Source organism: Gracilinema caldarium (assembly GCF_029265695.1).
GTDB classification, from domain to species: Bacteria; Spirochaetota; Spirochaetia; order Treponematales; family Breznakiellaceae; genus Gracilinema; species Gracilinema caldarium_A.
The window spans coordinates 68172-86046 of record NZ_JAJUHW010000003.1 but is presented as its reverse complement, the minus strand read 5'-3'; the positions used below and the strand labels follow the sequence as shown (position 1 = coordinate 86046).

General features: G+C 48.1%; 12 protein-coding genes. 6 read left to right on the top strand and 6 right to left on the bottom strand.

Annotated features, from left to right (window positions below; genetic code table 11):
- Nucleotides 1-6 precede the first annotated feature (6 nt).
- The 4 genes from holA to Q7P68_RS01955 all read left to right on the top strand — a co-directional run bounded on the left by holA (nt 7) and on the right by Q7P68_RS01955 (nt 4796).
- Nucleotides 7-996, top strand: coding sequence for a DNA polymerase III subunit delta (holA, locus tag Q7P68_RS01970; RefSeq protein WP_304222141.1), 990 nt, complete (start codon nt 7-9; stop codon nt 994-996).
- A gap of 115 nt (nt 997-1111) precedes the next feature.
- Complete coding sequence (locus Q7P68_RS01965; RefSeq protein ID WP_304222139.1) at nt 1112-3229, top strand: FAD-dependent oxidoreductase; 2118 nt, start codon at nt 1112-1114, stop codon at nt 3227-3229.
- 11 nt (nt 3230-3240) lie between these two features.
- Complete coding sequence (locus Q7P68_RS01960) at nt 3241-4209, top strand: polyprenyl synthetase family protein (RefSeq protein ID WP_304222136.1); 969 nt, start codon at nt 3241-3243, stop codon at nt 4207-4209.
- Nucleotides 4210-4214: 5 nt separating this feature from the next.
- Complete coding sequence (locus tag Q7P68_RS01955) at nt 4215-4796, top strand: manganese efflux pump MntP (protein WP_304222134.1); 582 nt, start codon at nt 4215-4217, stop codon at nt 4794-4796.
- A 15-nt stretch (nt 4797-4811) separates the two neighbouring features.
- On the opposite strand, the gene Q7P68_RS01950 is transcribed toward Q7P68_RS01955, so the two are convergent.
- From Q7P68_RS01950 to Q7P68_RS01935, 4 genes are read right to left on the bottom strand one after another with little or no spacing between them, the layout of a single operon-like run.
- Nucleotides 4812-6110 carry a class I SAM-dependent rRNA methyltransferase gene (locus Q7P68_RS01950; RefSeq protein ID WP_304222132.1) on the bottom strand — a complete coding sequence of 433 codons (1299 nt, stop codon included), beginning with the start codon at nt 6108-6110 and terminating at the stop codon, nt 4812-4814.
- 26 nt (nt 6111-6136) lie between these two features.
- On the bottom strand, nt 6137-8230 hold the full coding sequence (gene ppk1 / locus Q7P68_RS01945; RefSeq protein ID WP_304222130.1) for a polyphosphate kinase 1: 2094 nt from the start codon (nt 8228-8230) through the stop codon (nt 6137-6139).
- A gap of 7 nt (nt 8231-8237) precedes the next feature.
- Entirely contained in the window at nt 8238-9779 is a 1542-nt protein-coding gene (locus tag Q7P68_RS01940; RefSeq protein WP_304222128.1) for a Ppx/GppA phosphatase family protein, read from the bottom strand.
- A gap of 10 nt (nt 9780-9789) precedes the next feature.
- The gene (locus Q7P68_RS01935; protein ID WP_304222126.1) at nt 9790-11214 is read right to left on the bottom strand and encodes an MGH1-like glycoside hydrolase domain-containing protein; all 1425 of its coding nucleotides are present in this window, start codon (nt 11212-11214) and stop codon (nt 9790-9792) included.
- A gap of 45 nt (nt 11215-11259) precedes the next feature.
- On the opposite strand from Q7P68_RS01935, the gene Q7P68_RS01930 reads away from it, so the two are divergent.
- Nucleotides 11260-13743 carry an asparaginase domain-containing protein gene (locus Q7P68_RS01930; RefSeq protein WP_304222124.1) on the top strand — a complete coding sequence of 828 codons (2484 nt, stop codon included), beginning with the start codon at nt 11260-11262 and terminating at the stop codon, nt 13741-13743.
- Here Q7P68_RS01930 and Q7P68_RS01925 read toward each other — a convergent pair.
- Together Q7P68_RS01925 and Q7P68_RS01920 are read right to left on the bottom strand one after the other, a co-directional pair.
- On the bottom strand, nt 13735-14427 hold the full coding sequence (locus tag Q7P68_RS01925; protein ID WP_304222122.1) for a histidine phosphatase family protein: 693 nt from the start codon (nt 14425-14427) through the stop codon (nt 13735-13737). The genes Q7P68_RS01930 and Q7P68_RS01925 overlap by 9 nt on opposite strands.
- An 11-nt stretch (nt 14428-14438) precedes the next feature.
- Complete coding sequence (locus Q7P68_RS01920) at nt 14439-16250, bottom strand: hypothetical protein (RefSeq protein WP_304222121.1); 1812 nt, start codon at nt 16248-16250, stop codon at nt 14439-14441.
- A gap of 117 nt (nt 16251-16367) precedes the next feature.
- Between Q7P68_RS01920 and Q7P68_RS01915 the strand changes: the two genes are divergently transcribed.
- A complete protein-coding gene (locus Q7P68_RS01915) occupies nt 16368-17867 on the top strand; it encodes a tetratricopeptide repeat protein (RefSeq protein WP_304222120.1) in 1500 nt (499 codons plus the stop codon).
- Nucleotides 17868-17875: the final 8 nt, after the last annotated feature.

Below are 17875 nucleotides of genomic sequence, written 5' to 3'. Positions count from 1 at the left end.
GATTTTATGGCAAAAGGACTGTGCTATCTCTTTACGGGCCCGGAAATCGGAGAGCGGCAAGACGCTGTACAGGCAGTACGACAAGAAATTACAAAAAAATATGGCTTTGCTCCGGAGGAACAAACATTTTATGCATCCGAAACCCCAATTTCGGATATTGTTTCTGTCCTTCACAATAGTTCTCTCTTTTCTGAAGCCCGACTTATTCTCGTAAAAAATGCTGAATCCATTAAAAAAAAGGATGATATAGAACTTCTTGCAAGCTATCTTGTCCAAGCTCAGGAAGATACTTTTCTCATACTTATTTCTGATGAGATTGGGATAGATAAAAAGCTTGAGACCACCATACCAAAGGATCAAAAAAAAATCTTTTGGGAGCTCTTTGAAAATCGTAAAACCGAATGGGTAACAGTTTTTTTTCGACGCTCAGGCTTTCAGATTCAAAGCGATGCGGTCGAGACAATACTCGAACTGGTAGAAAACAACACAGAAGCACTAAGGCAGGAATGCTCGCGGCTTGTGCTCTTTCTTGATAAATCTGAACCCATCAGCGCTGAAAAGGTAGAACAACTGCTCGCCCATACACGGGAAGAATCGGCATTTACACTCTTTACCCAAATTGCCCTTGGAGATCGAGAAAAGGGGTTTGAAATAGTACATACCTTACTCAATTCAAAGGAAAGTCCCCAGGCCCTTTTCGCAGGCCTTGCCTGGTGTTTTAGGAAACTCCTCGATTACCTTGGACTTGTTCAGACCCGACAACTTAATGATTTTGAACTTAAAAAAATTGGGCTCGCTTCTCCCCGTGCCCAGAGGGATTACCGAGAAGCTGCAAAAAGATACGATACACAAAGAGCGCTCAAAGCACTCTCTCTTATCACCGAAGGAGACATGCAGATACGATCCGCAGGATCGGCTCTCGAACATATTTTAATAGATATTTATTTATCAAAAATATTTGACTTAACTAGTCAACATACTCTTGCCACAATATAAAAACCACAATATACTTATTTCTTGATAAAAAACCGGCTTAGAAACAATTATATCGATAACATAATATAGGATTAAGCCGGTTATGTACCATAATTAACTACAAGGAGTCACTACAATGGGTGAATCAAAAAACATACTCATAATTGGAGGCGGCTACGGCGGCATCGAAGCAGCTAAAAAGCTCGCTAAACATTTTAAGAAAAACCCCGACATCTCAATCACACTAATAGACAGGAATCCCTTTCATACACTGATGACTGAACTTCATGAGGTTGCAGGGCATCGGGTAGAGCCAGATTCGGTTCGTATTCCATTCGCCAAAATTTTTGGCGCATCTAAAGTTAAGGTTATCCTTGACCGTATCGAAACAATCGACTTTAAAGAACAGGTTGCTATCTCTGCCACCAACCGGTATAGCTATGATTATCTTGTCATTGGTTCCGGCGCAGAACCTGAGTTTTTTGGCGTACCGGGCATTAAAGAAAATTCGTTTACCCTCTGGTCCTTTGATGATGCTATAAAAATCCGGCACCATATCGAAAAAACCTTTGAAAAGGCCATTGCGATTCAGGATACAAAACTCAGACAAAAAATGCTCACCTTTGTTGTTGCCGGAGCTGGTTTTACCGGTATTGAGCTTGCAGGGGAACTCCTTGAATGGCGAGATGAAATGTGCAAAAAGTGGCTTGTTTCTCCCGACGAGGTCAAGGTGATCGTGGTCGAAGCATTGCCTTCAATTCTCCCCATTTTGGAAGAAGACCTGCGCGCAAAGGTAGAAAAATACCTTAAAAAACACAAAGTTGAACTCAGAACCAACACTCCAATTGTGGGGGCTGAACCCGGAATTGTTAAACTGAAAGATGGGTCCACCATTGAAACCGAAACCTTTGTTTGGACCGCAGGGGTTCAGGGCTGTCACTTTGCGGGTATGCTCGACCTCACCAAGGGGCGCTGCGGTAACAGGGACTGCGAAATCATGAAAGCCCATGGAACCTGCGGACTAGCGGACTGCAAATTCAAAAAGGAACACCGGGATATTTCAGGGAAGAAAGGCCGCATCCTGGTTAATGCGGAAATGAGATCCGTTGATTATCAGAACGTGTTTCTGGTGGGGGACAATATCTGGTTTATCGAGAACAACAAGCCCCTGCCCCAAATTGTAGAAACGGCCCTGCAAACCGCAGATGTAGCGGCCCACAATATTGCAGCCGCAATAGACGGAACCCCGGTAAAGACCTTTAAGTCTAACTATCACGGATTTATGGTTTCTGTAGGCGGTAAATACGCTGTTTCCAATGCGGGAGGCATGAAATTATCAGGCTTGCCCGCCATGGCAATGAAGCATCTCATCAATCTGCACTATCTTCTGGGAGTAGCTGGTATCAACCAATGTTGGGAATACCTCAAACACGAATTCCTTATCATGGAACATCACCGCAACATAGTGCATGGATTTGGTTCTTACCGGACCAGAGGATATTGGCTCCTCCCCTTAAGGTTATGGCTCGGACTCATGTGGGTTATGGAAGGGGTCAACAAGATAGGTGAGGGATGGCTCGCCTGGGGTTCGGGAAGCAAATCGACCTGGATGTTCAGCCCCGGCGTTAAACAGGCCGGCACTGCAGTAGCCCAGGCAGTCCAAGCGGCGGCATCTACCGGGGCTGATGCGGTGGCAGCGGCATCGGAAGAGGTATCCAATACAGCTGCGGCGGTTGCACAGGCAGCCCAGCCAGCCTACGATGCGGTTGCGGCAGCTTCTGAACAGGCAGCCGAAACGGTCGGGACGGCAGTAGCGGCGGGAACAGAAGCAGTTGCACAAACTTTTGGAAAAATCTGGGACCTCAGCAAACCTATATTTAACCCCCAAGGGGTAGTGGCAACCTGGTTTAGGACCACCTTCATGGATGGTATGGCAAGCCACATACCATTCCAGGCCTTCCAGCTTATGGTCGTCGCCGCCGAAATTGGTATAGGGCTCGCGCTTTTTGGCGGCCTCTTTACCTGGTGGGCCGCAGCGGCATCCATCGTTATGTGCGTGGTCTTTACCCTGTCGGGTATGTTCGCCTGGGACCAGGTGTGGTTCATATTTGCGGCTTTCCTCATGTTGGGCGGCGCCGGTCGGGCCTTTGGACTAGATTGCTGGGTTGTGCCGTTCTTTAAAAAATGGTGGAATGGAACCCGCTTCGCCAGAAAAAATTATCTGTACCTGGATAATCCTTCCAAAAAGGACTGATACTAAACAATATGGGCGATTTCTGGAGTGATTTCCCCGGTATGGACACGGCCATTACGGCCGTGTCCGACTATATCCATACAGCTACTGCCTCATCTAATCCTATCATTCAGGAGGCTCTTTCCGAATTGTTTCATAATCCGGGGAAAATGCTCAGGCCCGGTATGCTGATTCTGGCTTCTCAATTTGGGAACCCAGACCCAAAACGAATATATCCCCTTGCAGCTGCGATTGAAATGCTGCATACGGCCACACTGATTCACGATGATGTTATTGATGATTCTCCGCTCCGCCGGGGATTACCGGCGGTACATATCAATTACGGCAAGAAGGATGCGGTTCTGATTGGCGATTTTTTGCTTTCTCGCTGTTTTCTCGTGGCTGCCGAGTATACAAATCCGCAAAATGCGGTAAATCTTGGGAAGGTTATTTCGGTAATCTGTTCCATGGAGCTCAACCAAGATGCGGATCGCTACCGTCCTTCTACATCAATTAGGATCTATTTGCAGAAAATCATCGGCAAGACCGCTTTACTGTTTTCCCTTGCATGCCATGTCGGCGCTTCCGAAGCCAAAGCAGCAGCCCAGATTACTGAACGGCTGAGACGTATCGGATACAACATTGGCATGGCATTCCAAATCATCGATGATATTCTTGACTATACCGGCAATGAAACGGAACTAAAAAAACCTGTGGGTAATGATATTCGTGCGGGCCTCGTTACGCTTCCGCTCATCTGCGCACTGCGCCAGGACAAGGATGGCAAACTGAGAGAGCTTGTTCAAACAGAACGGTTTCCGAACAGTGACTATAATCTCATACTTGCTGCAACACGGAATCTTGGGGGAATAGAAGCCGCAAGGAGCTTCGCACACCGCTACACAGAGCGGGCACTGCGGGAAATATATAAACTGCCTCACGGGTCTGCAAAAGATAATATAGAACGGCTTGCAAAAAGGCTTTTGGTTCGTACATACTAGGCCCCATGTTTCAGACTTTATTGATTGCTATTGGCTTATCTATGGATGCTTTTGCAGTGTCCGTTTCTTCTGGTATTTGTACCGACCAACTGAAGGCCCGCCATATTCTGAGGGGATCCTTTTCGTTCGGATTATTCCAATTTGCCATGCCCGTATTAGGATGGTTTTTAGGAACCTATTTTCGTGTTTATATTCAAAAAATCGACCACTGGATCGCCTTTGTACTGCTTGCATTTATCGGCATTAAAATGGTGATAGAATCTTTTGAAAATGAAAATCCTGCCTGCGAAGATGGGGAAACACCTCAGAAAAAAGGTAAAACAGACGTACGGGATGTGAAAATCCTGCTCACCCTGTCCATCGCAACCAGCATAGATGCCCTGGCGGTCGGTCTATCTTATAGTCTTCTCGGAAAAGCAATTCTGTTCCCCGCGCTCACTATAGGAGCAGTAACCTTTGGAGTATGCCTCGCGGGTTTTGAATTTGGAAAACGGATTGGCTATTTAATTGAAAAACGGGCAGAACTTGCAGGGGGCATTATTCTCATAGCCATAGGCTTAAAAATACTGCTTGAACATTTATTGTAGCAGTACCACTACTAATTACAAGACCCGGTAAATACCGCATTTTAAGTACAAGGACTCCTCGTAGCCCACAAGGATTGGGTGATCTGGCGCTTGATAGGCAAATTCCAGCATATGGAGCCGTTTCTCCGCATCCATGGCAGCTTCTTGGACCATGGCCTTAAAGCGTCCTTCCGTCATAGCTTGACTGCAGGAACAGGTTACCAGGATCCCGCCCCGCCTCAGCAGCGAAAGGGCCCGCAGATTAATCTCCTTATAGCCCCGAATAGCCCCTTCTATACTTTTATGAGATTTTGCAAAGGCTGGCGGATCGAGGATAACGAGATCAAACTCCTGTTTATTTCGTTCATAATTTCGGAGCAGATCAAACAGGTCTCCCTGTTCTACAGAGAGTCTATCCTCCACACCATTAAGGCGAGCATTACGGACCACCGAATCCAGTGCATGGGGGGAAATATCCGCCGCTAATATAGACGAAGCACCCCCGCGGGCCGCATGAATTGCAAAACCCCCTGAATGGCAGCACATATCCAATACTCGCTTGCCCGAAGCATATCGAGCAGCCCGGCGCCGATTATCGCGCTGGTCTAAAAAATGCCCTGTTTTTTGGCCTTCCATAAGATCAGCGAAAAAGGGAAGTCCGTTTTCAAATATGCAAATCCCCCCCTCTGGATAAGTACCGGCAATAAGACCCGAAAACTGAGGGAGTCCTTCCAAACTGCGGACCGGACTTTCATCCCGTTCGATGATTCCGCTAACTGGACCAATAAGCTCTTCCAGAACTTCAAGGATCTGTGTTTTCCGAAGATCCACCGCATAACTGAGAAACTGGACTGAAAGCCAGATACCTGCGGGCCCCAGGGCAGCCTGAAGGGTTTTAAAAGACACCGGTTCGCCTGCATTATTTTTTTCCAGTATATGGGGCTCAGCTTGAACCGCCGGCCATCCAATAAAACGATCAATGATAAGACCAGGCAACAGATCCGCTTCGGCAAAAACCAGCCGCTCGCACTCCTCATCCAAATTGTAATACTCTTTTCTCCGCTCAATTGCATTGCGAAGCCGGGCCTTAAAAAAACCCTTGTCGACCCCTTCTTTGGATGATGAAAATATTCGGCCCACTATCTTTGATCGGGGATTGGCAAACGCCCGGCCAATATAGGTTTTCCGAGCACTTTCCACATCTACCAGTTCTCCCGCTTCCAGGTGAGCCGGACCATCGGGGCCAAGAATGCGTTCAACCTCGTTATCAAAAACCCAGGGATGACCGGCAAGCAACCGGCGTTCTTGAGATGGCTTTAGTATGATGCGTTTCATAATGTTTCCTTTTTATTTGCTGAGGCTTATTCAGATGGAGGGCGGCGGCGGACTACAAATTCCTGCCGGGGAGCCGAGCGGGATATTTCATTAGTCTCTTTAATCGACGTATAGAGCGCTTCTTGAACCCGGAAAGCACTTTCCTCCGATCCTGGCTCCCGCCGAACCCAACTGCCATCAGAACCTAAAATATGGCTGTGGGTATTGTCATTAAAATAGCTAAAAAGCAGCTTTTTAACAGTTTCAGCAATGGAAGCATCCAGTATGGGAACCATGAGCTCAATTCTCCGATCCAGATTCCGGCTCATCCAATCGGCGCTGGAAATATAGAGTTCCTCAGCCCCTCCGTTTGCAAAATAGAGGATACGGGAATGCTCTAAGTAACGGTCTACGATACTTACCACCCGGATATGCTCTGATAACCCCGGAACACCTGGCACGAGCATACAAATGCCCCGTACGTTGAGCTCAATAGAAACCCCTGCCTGGCTAGCCCGGTACAGGGCATTGATGATATCCACATCTGCGAGGGAATTGAATTTTGCCACAATTCTCCCCGGATAATCTTGACTTGACCGCTTTGCTTCCCGATCTATCAGTTCAATCAGACGGCGCTTAAGATTAACCGGTGCGATTAAAAGCTGCTGGGTACTCTGGATGACTGAATAACCGGTAATCATATTAAAGAATAGGGTTGCATCCTGAGCAATTTGCTGGTTTGTGGTAAACAGGCTCAGATCGCTATACAGTCGGGCAGTCTTATCATTGTAGTTTCCCGTAGATATATGAACGTAGCGGCAAATCCCGTTTTCTTCTTTCCGTACCACAAGGCAGATTTTTGCATGTACTTTTAACTGGGCGATTCCATAAACCACAATGACCCCAGCCCGTTCGAGCCTGCTTGCCCAGGTAATGTTACGTTCCTCATCAAATCGGGCCTTTAATTCTACCAGTACCGTTACCTGCTTGCCGTTCCGGGCGGCCTGTTCAAGGGCTTTGACAATGGGGGAATCGCCGCTTGTGCGGTACAGGGTAATTTTAATAGCCAAAACTTGGGGGTCTATGGCAGCATCCTGAATAAAACGAACAACCGGATCAAAAGAATGATAGGGAAGCTGCAGCAATAGATCAGATTGGTGCAAGTACTCCCACATCGGTTCATCTTCCGGCAATTCTGCCGGCCAGAGAGCAGGCCAGAGGGGCTCCCGGAACTGATCAAAGCCTTTTATAAAGGCTAATTCAGAAAGGGACCGCAGATCGATAGGTCCAGGCATTTCATAGAGATCCATCTCTTCCAATTCCAGGAGCTTGGCAAGCCGTTCCTTAAGGACAGGGCTATTACCCGAATAAGATAACCTTACTGGCCAGGAATGTTCCCGGTTCTGAAGCACCTCTGCCATAGCTTCTACAAAATCTTCGTCCCGTTCTTCGTCTACCGAAAAATCTGCGTCCCGGGTAACCTTAAAAAGCATGGCCTCTTTGATGGTATACCCGTTAAAAAGCCGATGGGCCCAGAGCATTACCACATCATCCAGCAAGGCCCAGGGCTTTTTTTGACCTGGTTCCGGAGGCAGCCAAATTATTCGATCCAAAGCGGTGGGGACCTGTACAATGGCAACCTGACCGCTTTCAAGAAGGAAAGCCCCATGCAGTTTCAGGTTCCCCATGGTTGGGGGCTCCTTACCTTCTTCGAGTTTAAGGGGCGTTAAAATCGGATACACTTCTTTTTGGAACAGGTTTTCCAAATATTCATATTGGGCTTCGCTGTAGGAACCAGGACGAATAAGTTCTAGGCCTGCCCGTGCAAGATCGGGAAGCACTTCTGCTGTGAGGCATTCGTAGGTTTTACGGGTTATTTCCTTTACCTTTTCCGAAATAAGCTGCAATTGTTCTTCCGGAAGAAGACCGGAGGGATCCCGGCCAAGGTTCATCCGCTGGGCTCGCTTTATTGCCGCCACCCGGACCATAAAAAACTCATCAAAATTGGATGCCACTATGGTAAGGAATTTGAGCCGATCAAGGACCGGCAAATCCTGACGAAGGGCTTCTCCAAGGACACGGGCGTTAAAATCAACCCAAGATAGATCACGGTTAAAATAACGAAAAGGAACAGTAAGCATAAACCACCTACAATAAAACGACCTTGTAACCAAAGACTTCCTGGAACATATCAGCTTTTTCTTCCAAACCATACCGTTCCAGGGTCAAATCATGATTTCCCGGGACCAGAATCACAATAGAGTCATCCCTTTGTTCAACCCGTATATCCTGTATTCGTTGCGCATGACCACGGTCGAGTGCATCGGCCACCCGAAGCAGGGCTGCAAGTTTTAATACCAATATTCGGTCCTCCCGCTGGAGGGCAATAAAAGAAATATGGGTTGAATTTGGAGGGCTTTTGCGATGGTAGCGTACCACATTGGAAATAATATCCAAATCTTCCTGATGGAGACCAAATATTTCAGAATTAGCTACTATATATTGGCTGTGCTTGTGATGCCCGGAACTGCGGATAAACATGCCCACATCATGCAACACACCGGAAACTTCCAGTAAGAGGCGGGCCCGCCGATCCATACCATGTATTTTTATCAGTGCATCAAAAAGCTGGAGCGCTAACGTGGTGACATGGCGGCTATGGTTTTCATCGAACCGATATTTTCTTCCTAAATTGACCGCCGATGCAATAATCTGAGAGTAGAACTCTTCTTGCAACCCCGGATCAATACCCTGAGACAGATTGATAAGCATTCCTTCCCGTATGGACGCATTAGGAACGATTAATTCTGTGGCCGAGGTCTTTTCAAGGAACAATTTATAAGTAAGCAGCCCCGGAATTATACCTTCTGCTTCTGCAAAGGGAATTCTCAGTTTCTGTACACACTCTTCTATGCTGTAGCCCTTTATACGATCCACAAATTCACAAAAGACTTCCCTATCCACCACCCAGCAGTTTTTATTTATTTCTACTCCAAAACGGCTTGCCACAAGACGTGCATCTGAACCGGCTACAATAAATATTTTGACATGGCTTAAATCAAGCTCTACGTTAAGAGATTCGCAGGTATTATTAACGCTTTCGGTCAGGAAGCGCTGTAAATAGAGATTTGATCCCATGGTTTGTCTGACCTGCTGGTCCACCAGTATGGTCCCCAGCCTGAGGCTGTGGGCAGCTACCATTTTTCCCCGCCGAAGAAGCATGAGTTCCGTAGAACCGCCGCCCACTTCTATTATGACCGAGTTTGAACGGCTGAACTGGGGGCGGTCATCCTTTAAGGCAAAACGAACCGCAAGATACATGAGGCGGTTTTCTTCGATACCCTCGACTACAACGATTTTAAAACCGGTCACTAGGTAGACCCGGTCAATAAACATATCCCGGTTTCGGGCTTCCCGGAGGGCGCTGGTAGCTATAACATGGATATCCCGGTCATCAATACCCCAGCCATTCAAAAGTTCCCGGTAGTTTTGCAGGACCACCATGCTTGCAAGCATGGACTCCCGGGAAATAACACCCCGGGTAAAGACATCACGGCCGAGAGCGACGGGTTTTCCTGCCCGGTCCACCACATGCCAGGCTCCGGAGGAATTAATCTCTGCAACGACCAGACGAATTCCTGTGGAGCCAATTTCAATCACCGCTACAAGTCGAAAGTCCCCGTTGGCCATAGGTGCCCACTTACAGCTTGTCTATGAGCATAGAGCATTTTCCAGATGGGATCGGAAGGGTCTTCTTTTTCTTGCCCAGGATATTGATGGTAAAATAATAAAGTTTTTCGCTTTCCATGTGTATTTCCCAGCCGCGGCCGCTTTTATTCGACAGAATCGTAATCATGTTCCGCTTAAGGGAAAGGTTTTCTATACCCATAATCTCCAGGTTGGGAATTATCCAGTCTACGGTCTTCCGCGGCAGCGAGATGGAAAGACCAATGATATTTTCTATTGTAAGGCAAATAGTAGACAGGGCGATATAACTGAGATAATTAGGTCGGGGAAATCCTTCGCGGCCCGGCCATTGGGCAGGACCTTCTTTTAGGGGCAAATAGGCTTCCCAGAGGTTTCCCTTATGGTGATTTCCCTCCGGATGCATAGAATCGAGCACAAAATAGAGGTGCCGGATAGCGCATTCCCGAGCCAGATCCCAGCGTTGGTATTTTTCCAAGCCCTTAATTACCATAAATGTCAAATGAGGAAACACCGAACCCCGATAGCCGTCACCGTTTTCGCTGAAACTGGGCTCGTTTCGTGCCACCGTTGGATAGGGATGGGGGGTACCAAAATATTCCGGATCGGTGAGTTTTTCGATAATCCGTTCCGCCTTATCGTCGTTTGGCAGCTCAGCTAAAAGAGGCCAGTAACCCGCAATAGTCTTAACCGAAAGCCTGCGTTCATTTTCATCAAGATCATAATAGAATCCCGAATCAGGGTCCCACATGAGCGAATTGATCCTTGTTTTAAGCGAGAAATATTGCCGTTTGTACTGAAAGCTGGCTTCCTTGTCATTAAGGATATCTGCAAGGGCTGACATATACAGGGCGTTGATTGCCATGACGGTGTTAAAATCTATAAGGTACACCGCATCTTCCCGGGGAGCATTGTCCATACCCGTTGCAGCCAGAGGTACCGCATAGAGCCCGTTCGGACGCTTATACAGGGAATCGATCCAGGCCATATACCGATGTAAGACGGGGACTACCTCTTTAACACGCTTTTTATTGGCAGATTTATGGTAAAGATTAAACTCGGCCCAGGCAAAGAGCGGAAGGCCTAACCCTTCAGGATTTTCTGGGCTCACAACCGGATTACCGGACTCTATTTCGTAGGCCCAGCGGATTGCCCCATTGGCTTCCTGCCGTTCGTAAAATATATCCAAAGTAGGATGGGCCTGGTAAATTCTATTTGAGTAAACGAGAAAAAAGGATGATAAAATAGCTTCCAGCTGGGTTACTTTGGTACAACCGGGATAGCCAAAAAACTTGCCCTTAACGGCGCTTTTCTCCGGTCCAGAAAGCCAGCTGTCCTGTATCCAAGCCCACGTTCTGTCGTATATGTCTACAAAATCCTGGTCATAGAAGTGGATTTTTGGAAAGTCACGCTTGATCACACAGTCTCCTTTACATCCTTACAAAATTAACGTAAGGAAGATAAAATGTCAAATATATTCATCCTTGGCAAGACCTTGACAGGCAGGGCTATGCCCAGCATAGTACGAATGAAAGGCGGTTATACCATGTTAAAATCCTATATTTCGCTGGAAGTACGCATACTCCTTTTAACGGGGGTAAAAACCTTTTGCGACTGCACATATATGGAAAACGGCATGCTTGCTTCTTGCCCAGTATGCCGGGGTGAAGGCACCGTTCCGCCCCAATTAAACCAGATAGCAGCCCGTAAGGCCTATACGATCGCAAAGGCCTTGAACTGCGTATTGGTAAAAAAACCAGTCTATGAAAAGAACCTGAGCACCCCGGATCTACCCCCCGAATATGCCCTTTCCCGTCTATCCCTAAAACTCGGCACCGACGGCTTTATGGATATCGTCTTTCATAGAAGAAAAAAACACATCCGCATCGCGGAACTCAGGATCGAAGAAGATGCTGGTCGGCTTACCCATTCAGGAAAGGAAACACGGATGGACTATTCTACCGCCGGAATGCCCAGCCTCAGAATCCGCACCGAGGCGGACTTTGAGATTGGAGAAGAAGCGGAGGTCTTCCTGTCTGATTTACGCCGCCGTATTCAGTACCTGGAGGTCATCCCTGGGGTACCCGTAGAAAGTGTTATCCGCTGTAATGCCCATGTCGCCCTTGCCCCCTATCCGGAAGAGCCTGAGGGTTTTGTAAAACTGCGAAATCTTAATTCATTTAACTTTGTCAGAAAAGCGATTAACGTTGAACTTAATCGGCAGGAAGAAATACTGGAACACGGCGGAACCGTGCTTCCTGAAAGCCGAATATGGAATGAAACTAAAAACAACACCGAATCCTTCCAGAAACGTAAACTCGAGAACCAGCCCAAATTCGAGCTGCTTCCTAAGACACAACCCTTTATACCGGGTCCGGATATTCTTGAAGCCCTGGAATCCTTTACGGTTGAATTGCCTGAACCGCGCCGCAACCGTGTTATGGCCCAATATGGACTTACCCTTCCTCAGGCAGAGTTTATATGTGATGAAAAAAGCCGGGCCGATTTTTTTGAACAGACCATCGCCCATGGGGCCAGTCCCCGGGAAACTGCCCAATGGCTTTCATCCTATGTCATTAAAGAATTTAAACGGCTGCAATTAACACCCCAGACCTCACCGCTCACACCTGAACGGTTTGCTACTATCATAAAACTCCTTGCAGACCGCCGCATCCATACGGGTATTGCAAAACAGACAATCACCGCAGTGCTGGAAGAAAATAAGGATCCGGAAACCATTGTAAAAGAACAGGGCTGGGAACAATTAACCGACGAAAAGGTCATTTCCGACATAGTCCGCCGGGTAATTGAAGAAAATCCGCTGGAAGTTAAGCGGGTTCGGGAAGGAGATGCACGGCCTATTCGTTTCCTGACAGGCCGGATCATGCGGGAGACCGGCGGGCTTGCGGAACCGAACATGGTCAAGGAGATCTTACGGGAGCAGCTTTCCGTTTCCTTAGTCTATGTTCTTTCTATGGGCGGAGCCATTTCGGGCCGCATAGCAGAAGACGGCATGGTAGAAAGTGGCGATGAACGGGTACTAAAGGAACTGATCCACCAGCGCATGAACCACCTGGAATCGAAAATCCGCTTTGAATCTATCCAAGTAGGGCGCATCCTCTCGGAAGAGATTATACCCTCCGACTGGGCAGCCCTGATTACGACCATTACAGAACGGATAAATTCTGGTACTGCCAACGGTATCGTGGTAACCCATGGTACCGACACCCTGCCCTATACAGCTCCCCTCCTTTACTGGCTGTTCGCCGATGCGGGGGTCCCTATCGTGCTTGCCGCATCCTCCACCGCACCGGGAACCTCCGACGAGGCTGCCAAAGCCATGGAATTGGCCATCAACGTGGCGGTAAAAGAAAAGACCGGGGTATATGTGGTGCATAGCGGGCGGATTCTTTCGCCCTTGAACCTTAAATTTGAACGAATCGGGTCTGATGGATTTAGAAACTGGAACATGCAGAAACCTATCCATGCCGGGTCTTCCCTGCTTACCGGGCCCCTGGAAGCGGACCAATATGTGCTGACCCAGCTTTTAGAAGAGGCTGCCAATTCCATGTGTGTTTTCCGTATCTACCCGGGGCTCCGCTCCGATTATCTGACGGCCCTTATGGACCAGGGGGTTCGATATTTCTTTCTTGAACTCTACGACACAGGAACCGCCGGTTTCCGCGAGGGTCCCTATTCGCTGAAGCGGGCCTTTGCAATGGGCCGGAAAAAACAGGCCCGGTTCTACTGTACCTCCCAGCAGGAAGGACTCGTGGATTTTTCGGGGTACAGCACATCGAAAGAGCTATGGAAAGAAGGGGCCGTACCCATGGGGGTCTATACGACAGAAACCGTGGTCGCCCGCTTCCTTGCGGCAAGCATTATTGCGGACAGCGAACAGGAACGGGATGAGCTTATGGAGCGGGCGGGGCCAGAATCTTTACAATGATGCCGAAGGCAACGGTTCGTCGATAGTTTCCCAGGCAACATAGGCGGCATGACCCTTGATTGGTTCTACCTTAAAACGGAACATTCCGCAGTTATGCACCGGAATGAGGGGGAACCAGGATGTACAGCCCAAGGTTACCCTAAACAACCATTGCAAGAAACCAGCGTGGCTTACAGCAATAACGGTCTGCAAGTTATGGTCTATCGATTGGTCCCTTAGATATTTCCACGCATCCAGGGCTCTTTGGTAAAGGGCGCCTTCCGATTCAGCTTCGGGAATCGCTGCCCAGCTTTTAGCTCGGAAATGGGGCCACAGTTCGTTATCGTCGGAGCGAACATCCGCCCAGGCCTTACCGGTCCAGACACCGGTATCAAGTTCAGTAAGGGATGGGACAATCGTCGGCGGGGCAAAACCTGCGGCCTCCGCTACAAGCGCGGCGGTCTCCTGGGCCCGACCCATGGGGGAAGAAAAAACGCCGACCTTATTGGGATGCACGCAACAGGGCAGAGCCTTTAGCTGCTTTCCCCGAAGCCGGGCTTGTTCACGGCCCCGGTCGGTGAGCGGAAAATCAAGAAGTCCCTGAAAAACTCCCACTGCGTTGCCTTCACTCTCACCATGTCGGATAAACACAAATTCCACCGGATGTTTACAGCCTGCAAAGAAGGCTCCATCAACTTTTTCCATGTTCAGTTCCATCACTGTTCCGCAGTTTGATAGAAAATCCGTATATGCTCTTCCTGTGCGCGGTGCTTCATTTTTAAGAGCAGGGTTTGTTCCGACTCAGAATAGGCCCAACCAGATGAATCATACCGTTCAAAACGGGGATCAGTACGGAAATCGATAGAATAGAGCTGTATTTTTCTAAAGGGTTTTACCCCCTTTATCATCATGTAATGGGTTTCCCCTTCATAAAAGGGAACTGTAATATCAAGGACCGATCCATCAAAGGTGGCAGAAAGAGCTCCGGCTCCGGTCCATGCCCAGAGGCCTGGGTAACCGGAAACGGCAATTTGTTCAATCCGCGGATAATACAGGTCCCCGGTAATTTGGGAATACATGCGAGATGCGGAAATTCTTGTTTCCCCTGCAACAACAAACGACTTGCTATCTTTTGATAGATCCACCAGAGCAGGCACAGAGCCGCTTGAATCGGCAAGGCTTAATACAGAAAGAATTAAGGTCCTTCCAAGCGCTGTCCAATCGGCAAGCCCTGCGCTGGTGCCATAGAGCACGAACGCGTTACCTAGTCTTATCGAATACGCTACATCACCCTGTGCTGCGGGGAAGGCAAGCACAAGACCGTCGGAACTGGACTTTAAGGTGCCAGAAAGAACAAAGAGGGCCTGTTCTTTCAGCCGTTCAAAGGGGTTCTCATCTGATCCGCGGTATTTTTTCCAGCTGACAAAATTCTCTATAACACCCAGGGCAGTAGCAGGACTTATTGTACTTGGATCCATGGTTTTTACCATGTTCATAAGATCATCCACGAGGGCTTTGGATCCCCGGATGGAAAGGTTTCGCACCAGGTCCGGTTCAGCAAGAATATCCTGGTTTTTTTCGTTTATCATCCGAGAGAGCCGGCCCAGATATTCCCGGTCTGCCGAAACCAGGCCTCGCAGAGCAATATCCAGGCGGCCGAAGAATGCGGAAGATCGATAGGTTCGCTGATTTCCCTCAAGGAAAACCACGGGAGTTGTACCGGTTGCGCTCCGGTAGCTCCCCTTTCTGGCAGCCTGAGAAACATAGGCAAGTACGGTATCTTCATCGGGGCTGCCAGCCATATTGCGTTCCCAGGTCGCGGAGGCTTGGGCCTGCCATCGGCTGATTGCTGCTGTATAGGCCTGAGAATCCAGAGCGCTTGCGATAACAAGGTCGCTGGGATTAAAGCCCTTCTTTTCTGGCATCATACCATAGGCTGCCATGGACATACCCTTTTTAAGGCTAATCAATTTATTTTGATAATCCACAGATGACCCGGTAAACAGATAATTCTTGCCGCCCGCAGATACCATATATCGATTCTGCTCACCGGACATAACATGGGAGGATCTCAAGGGCCGGAAGGGAAGCCTGATATCCTGTGACGACCCTTCCAAAGAGGCCTGTATGCTTAGGGTCTCTACACCATTAGCGTAGAAGGTCTTAAATAATAAAGTACTACCATCTGACAAGGCTACTTGTACAGCGTTATCCAAAAGGGTAAAGGAAAGCCCAGAAAGGGGATGTTTTGTTCCATTGGTTTTGGTTACAGAAAAACCATCTTCCTCAGCCATCCTAAATTCCATACCGCCAAAAAATACCGAAAGCCGGCCTTCGGTCAGGTATGGCTCTTCTTTTGCCTGCTTTTTAATCGCCCCTGCATCCCGGTAATTGCCAGAAATGACCAAGGAGCCCAGGTTCAGAGTAAAGGCGGTTCTCCGCACATATTGAATAAGAACAAGAGCAACAAATACCGCTGCATAGAGGCCGATAAGACCTATGGTTCGCAATACAACATGTCTTTTCATTATCCTCAGCATACCTCAATAGCTAGCTTTATTTCAACTGAAGCTATTTCAAAAGCTCAAGACTTTTGAAATTGGCTCACCTTGCCGATTTTAATACCATCATATACTATAGCCACCATGGCAAGGAAGAATATGCAATTACTACAATATAGAATGGTGTTTGGGCTGGCCCTTACCCTCCTCCTGCTTGGATCTTGTGTTACCAGTAAGCCTGGTTCAGCGGGATTCCCGGAAAAGACGCCTCAGGAATCCGATCTGCGAGGAAAAACAACAGAAGCTACATCAATACCGGAAAAAGCACCTCCTGAGAAACCGCTTAAAAAGGAAGAACAAATTGCAAAGGTGCTTGCTTCCGTTACTGAAGCCATGCAGCAGGGAAAATTCTCCAAAGCTCTGGAACTTTTTGACCAGTTAGATAAGGACACAGCCGACACAGCTCCCATGCAGCGCTTAAAGGCGAGCATTCTTGCAACATCGGGTAATATTGCCGATGCCCGCTTAACCCTACAGAATCTTTTGCAGAAGGACGCGGACAATCAGGAAACCCTGCTCCTCCTCGCAGAGGTAGAGGGCTTAGGGGGCAACACAAAAGAACAGAAACAGCTGTTAGAACGTATTGTGTCCATCAACCCCCAAAACACCCAGGCTTTGACAAATTTAGGAGATATAGCCTTAGAAGCTAAGACTTACAAACTTGCCGAAGCCTACTATAAAAAAGCCCTTTCTATAGATCCTGATAATAGCGACGCCCTCCTTGGACAAGGCAGGGTAGACCGCTACAACCGGAACCCCAAGGCAGCCGAAGCGGCCTTTAACAAGGCAATTGCACTTAACCCTAAATGGGCCCTGCCACTGCAGGAACGGGCCCGCCTGTATCGGGAGAATAATTTTCTCCGGGAGGCCCTGACAGACCTGGATCTGGCAAAAGAGCTCGCCCCCGGCGATTACTGGGTTGCTCTGGACCGGGGCAATGTACTTTTAGATTTAGGCAGAAAAACAGAAGCCCTCGCCGAATATGACCGGGCTATCAGCATTAATAAGGACTATTTTCTTGCCTATGTGTACAGCGCGGGCATCCGGGATGAACTGGAAGATTATAAAGGGGCAGAACGGGACTATAAACGGCTTTCCGAACTGAACCCTGACTATTATTTCGCCTTTGAAGCCCTCGGGATGCTCTACATGAGGGATAAACGGTGGCGCGAAGCTCGGGACGCCTTTATCGAAGCCTATAAACGGTCACCAAGCCACAGCAGCTACGCACTTTTAGCGAGTATTTCCTGGTATAAAATCGGCAAACCTCAGGAAGTAAAGGGATTTCTGGAAAAAGTAATCCCCACAGTAACACCTAATTCCTTGGAATGGTACATGCTGCGGCTGTTTTTCGATTTTTCCGGGGATACGGATATCGCAAACCGAATTGGCAATGAAAAAAAGCTGGATACAAAGGCTCGCATGCTCTATTACCTGGCTCAATACTATGATCTAAAAGGAAATACCAGCCTGGCCAATAAGTATTTTATTATGGTCCGGGAGATGAACCGGAAAAATATGATCGAATGGCGGCTTAATGAATGGGAAGTGATTGGCAGAGGCTTACAAAGCGTAAGTTCCTAGGATTATAC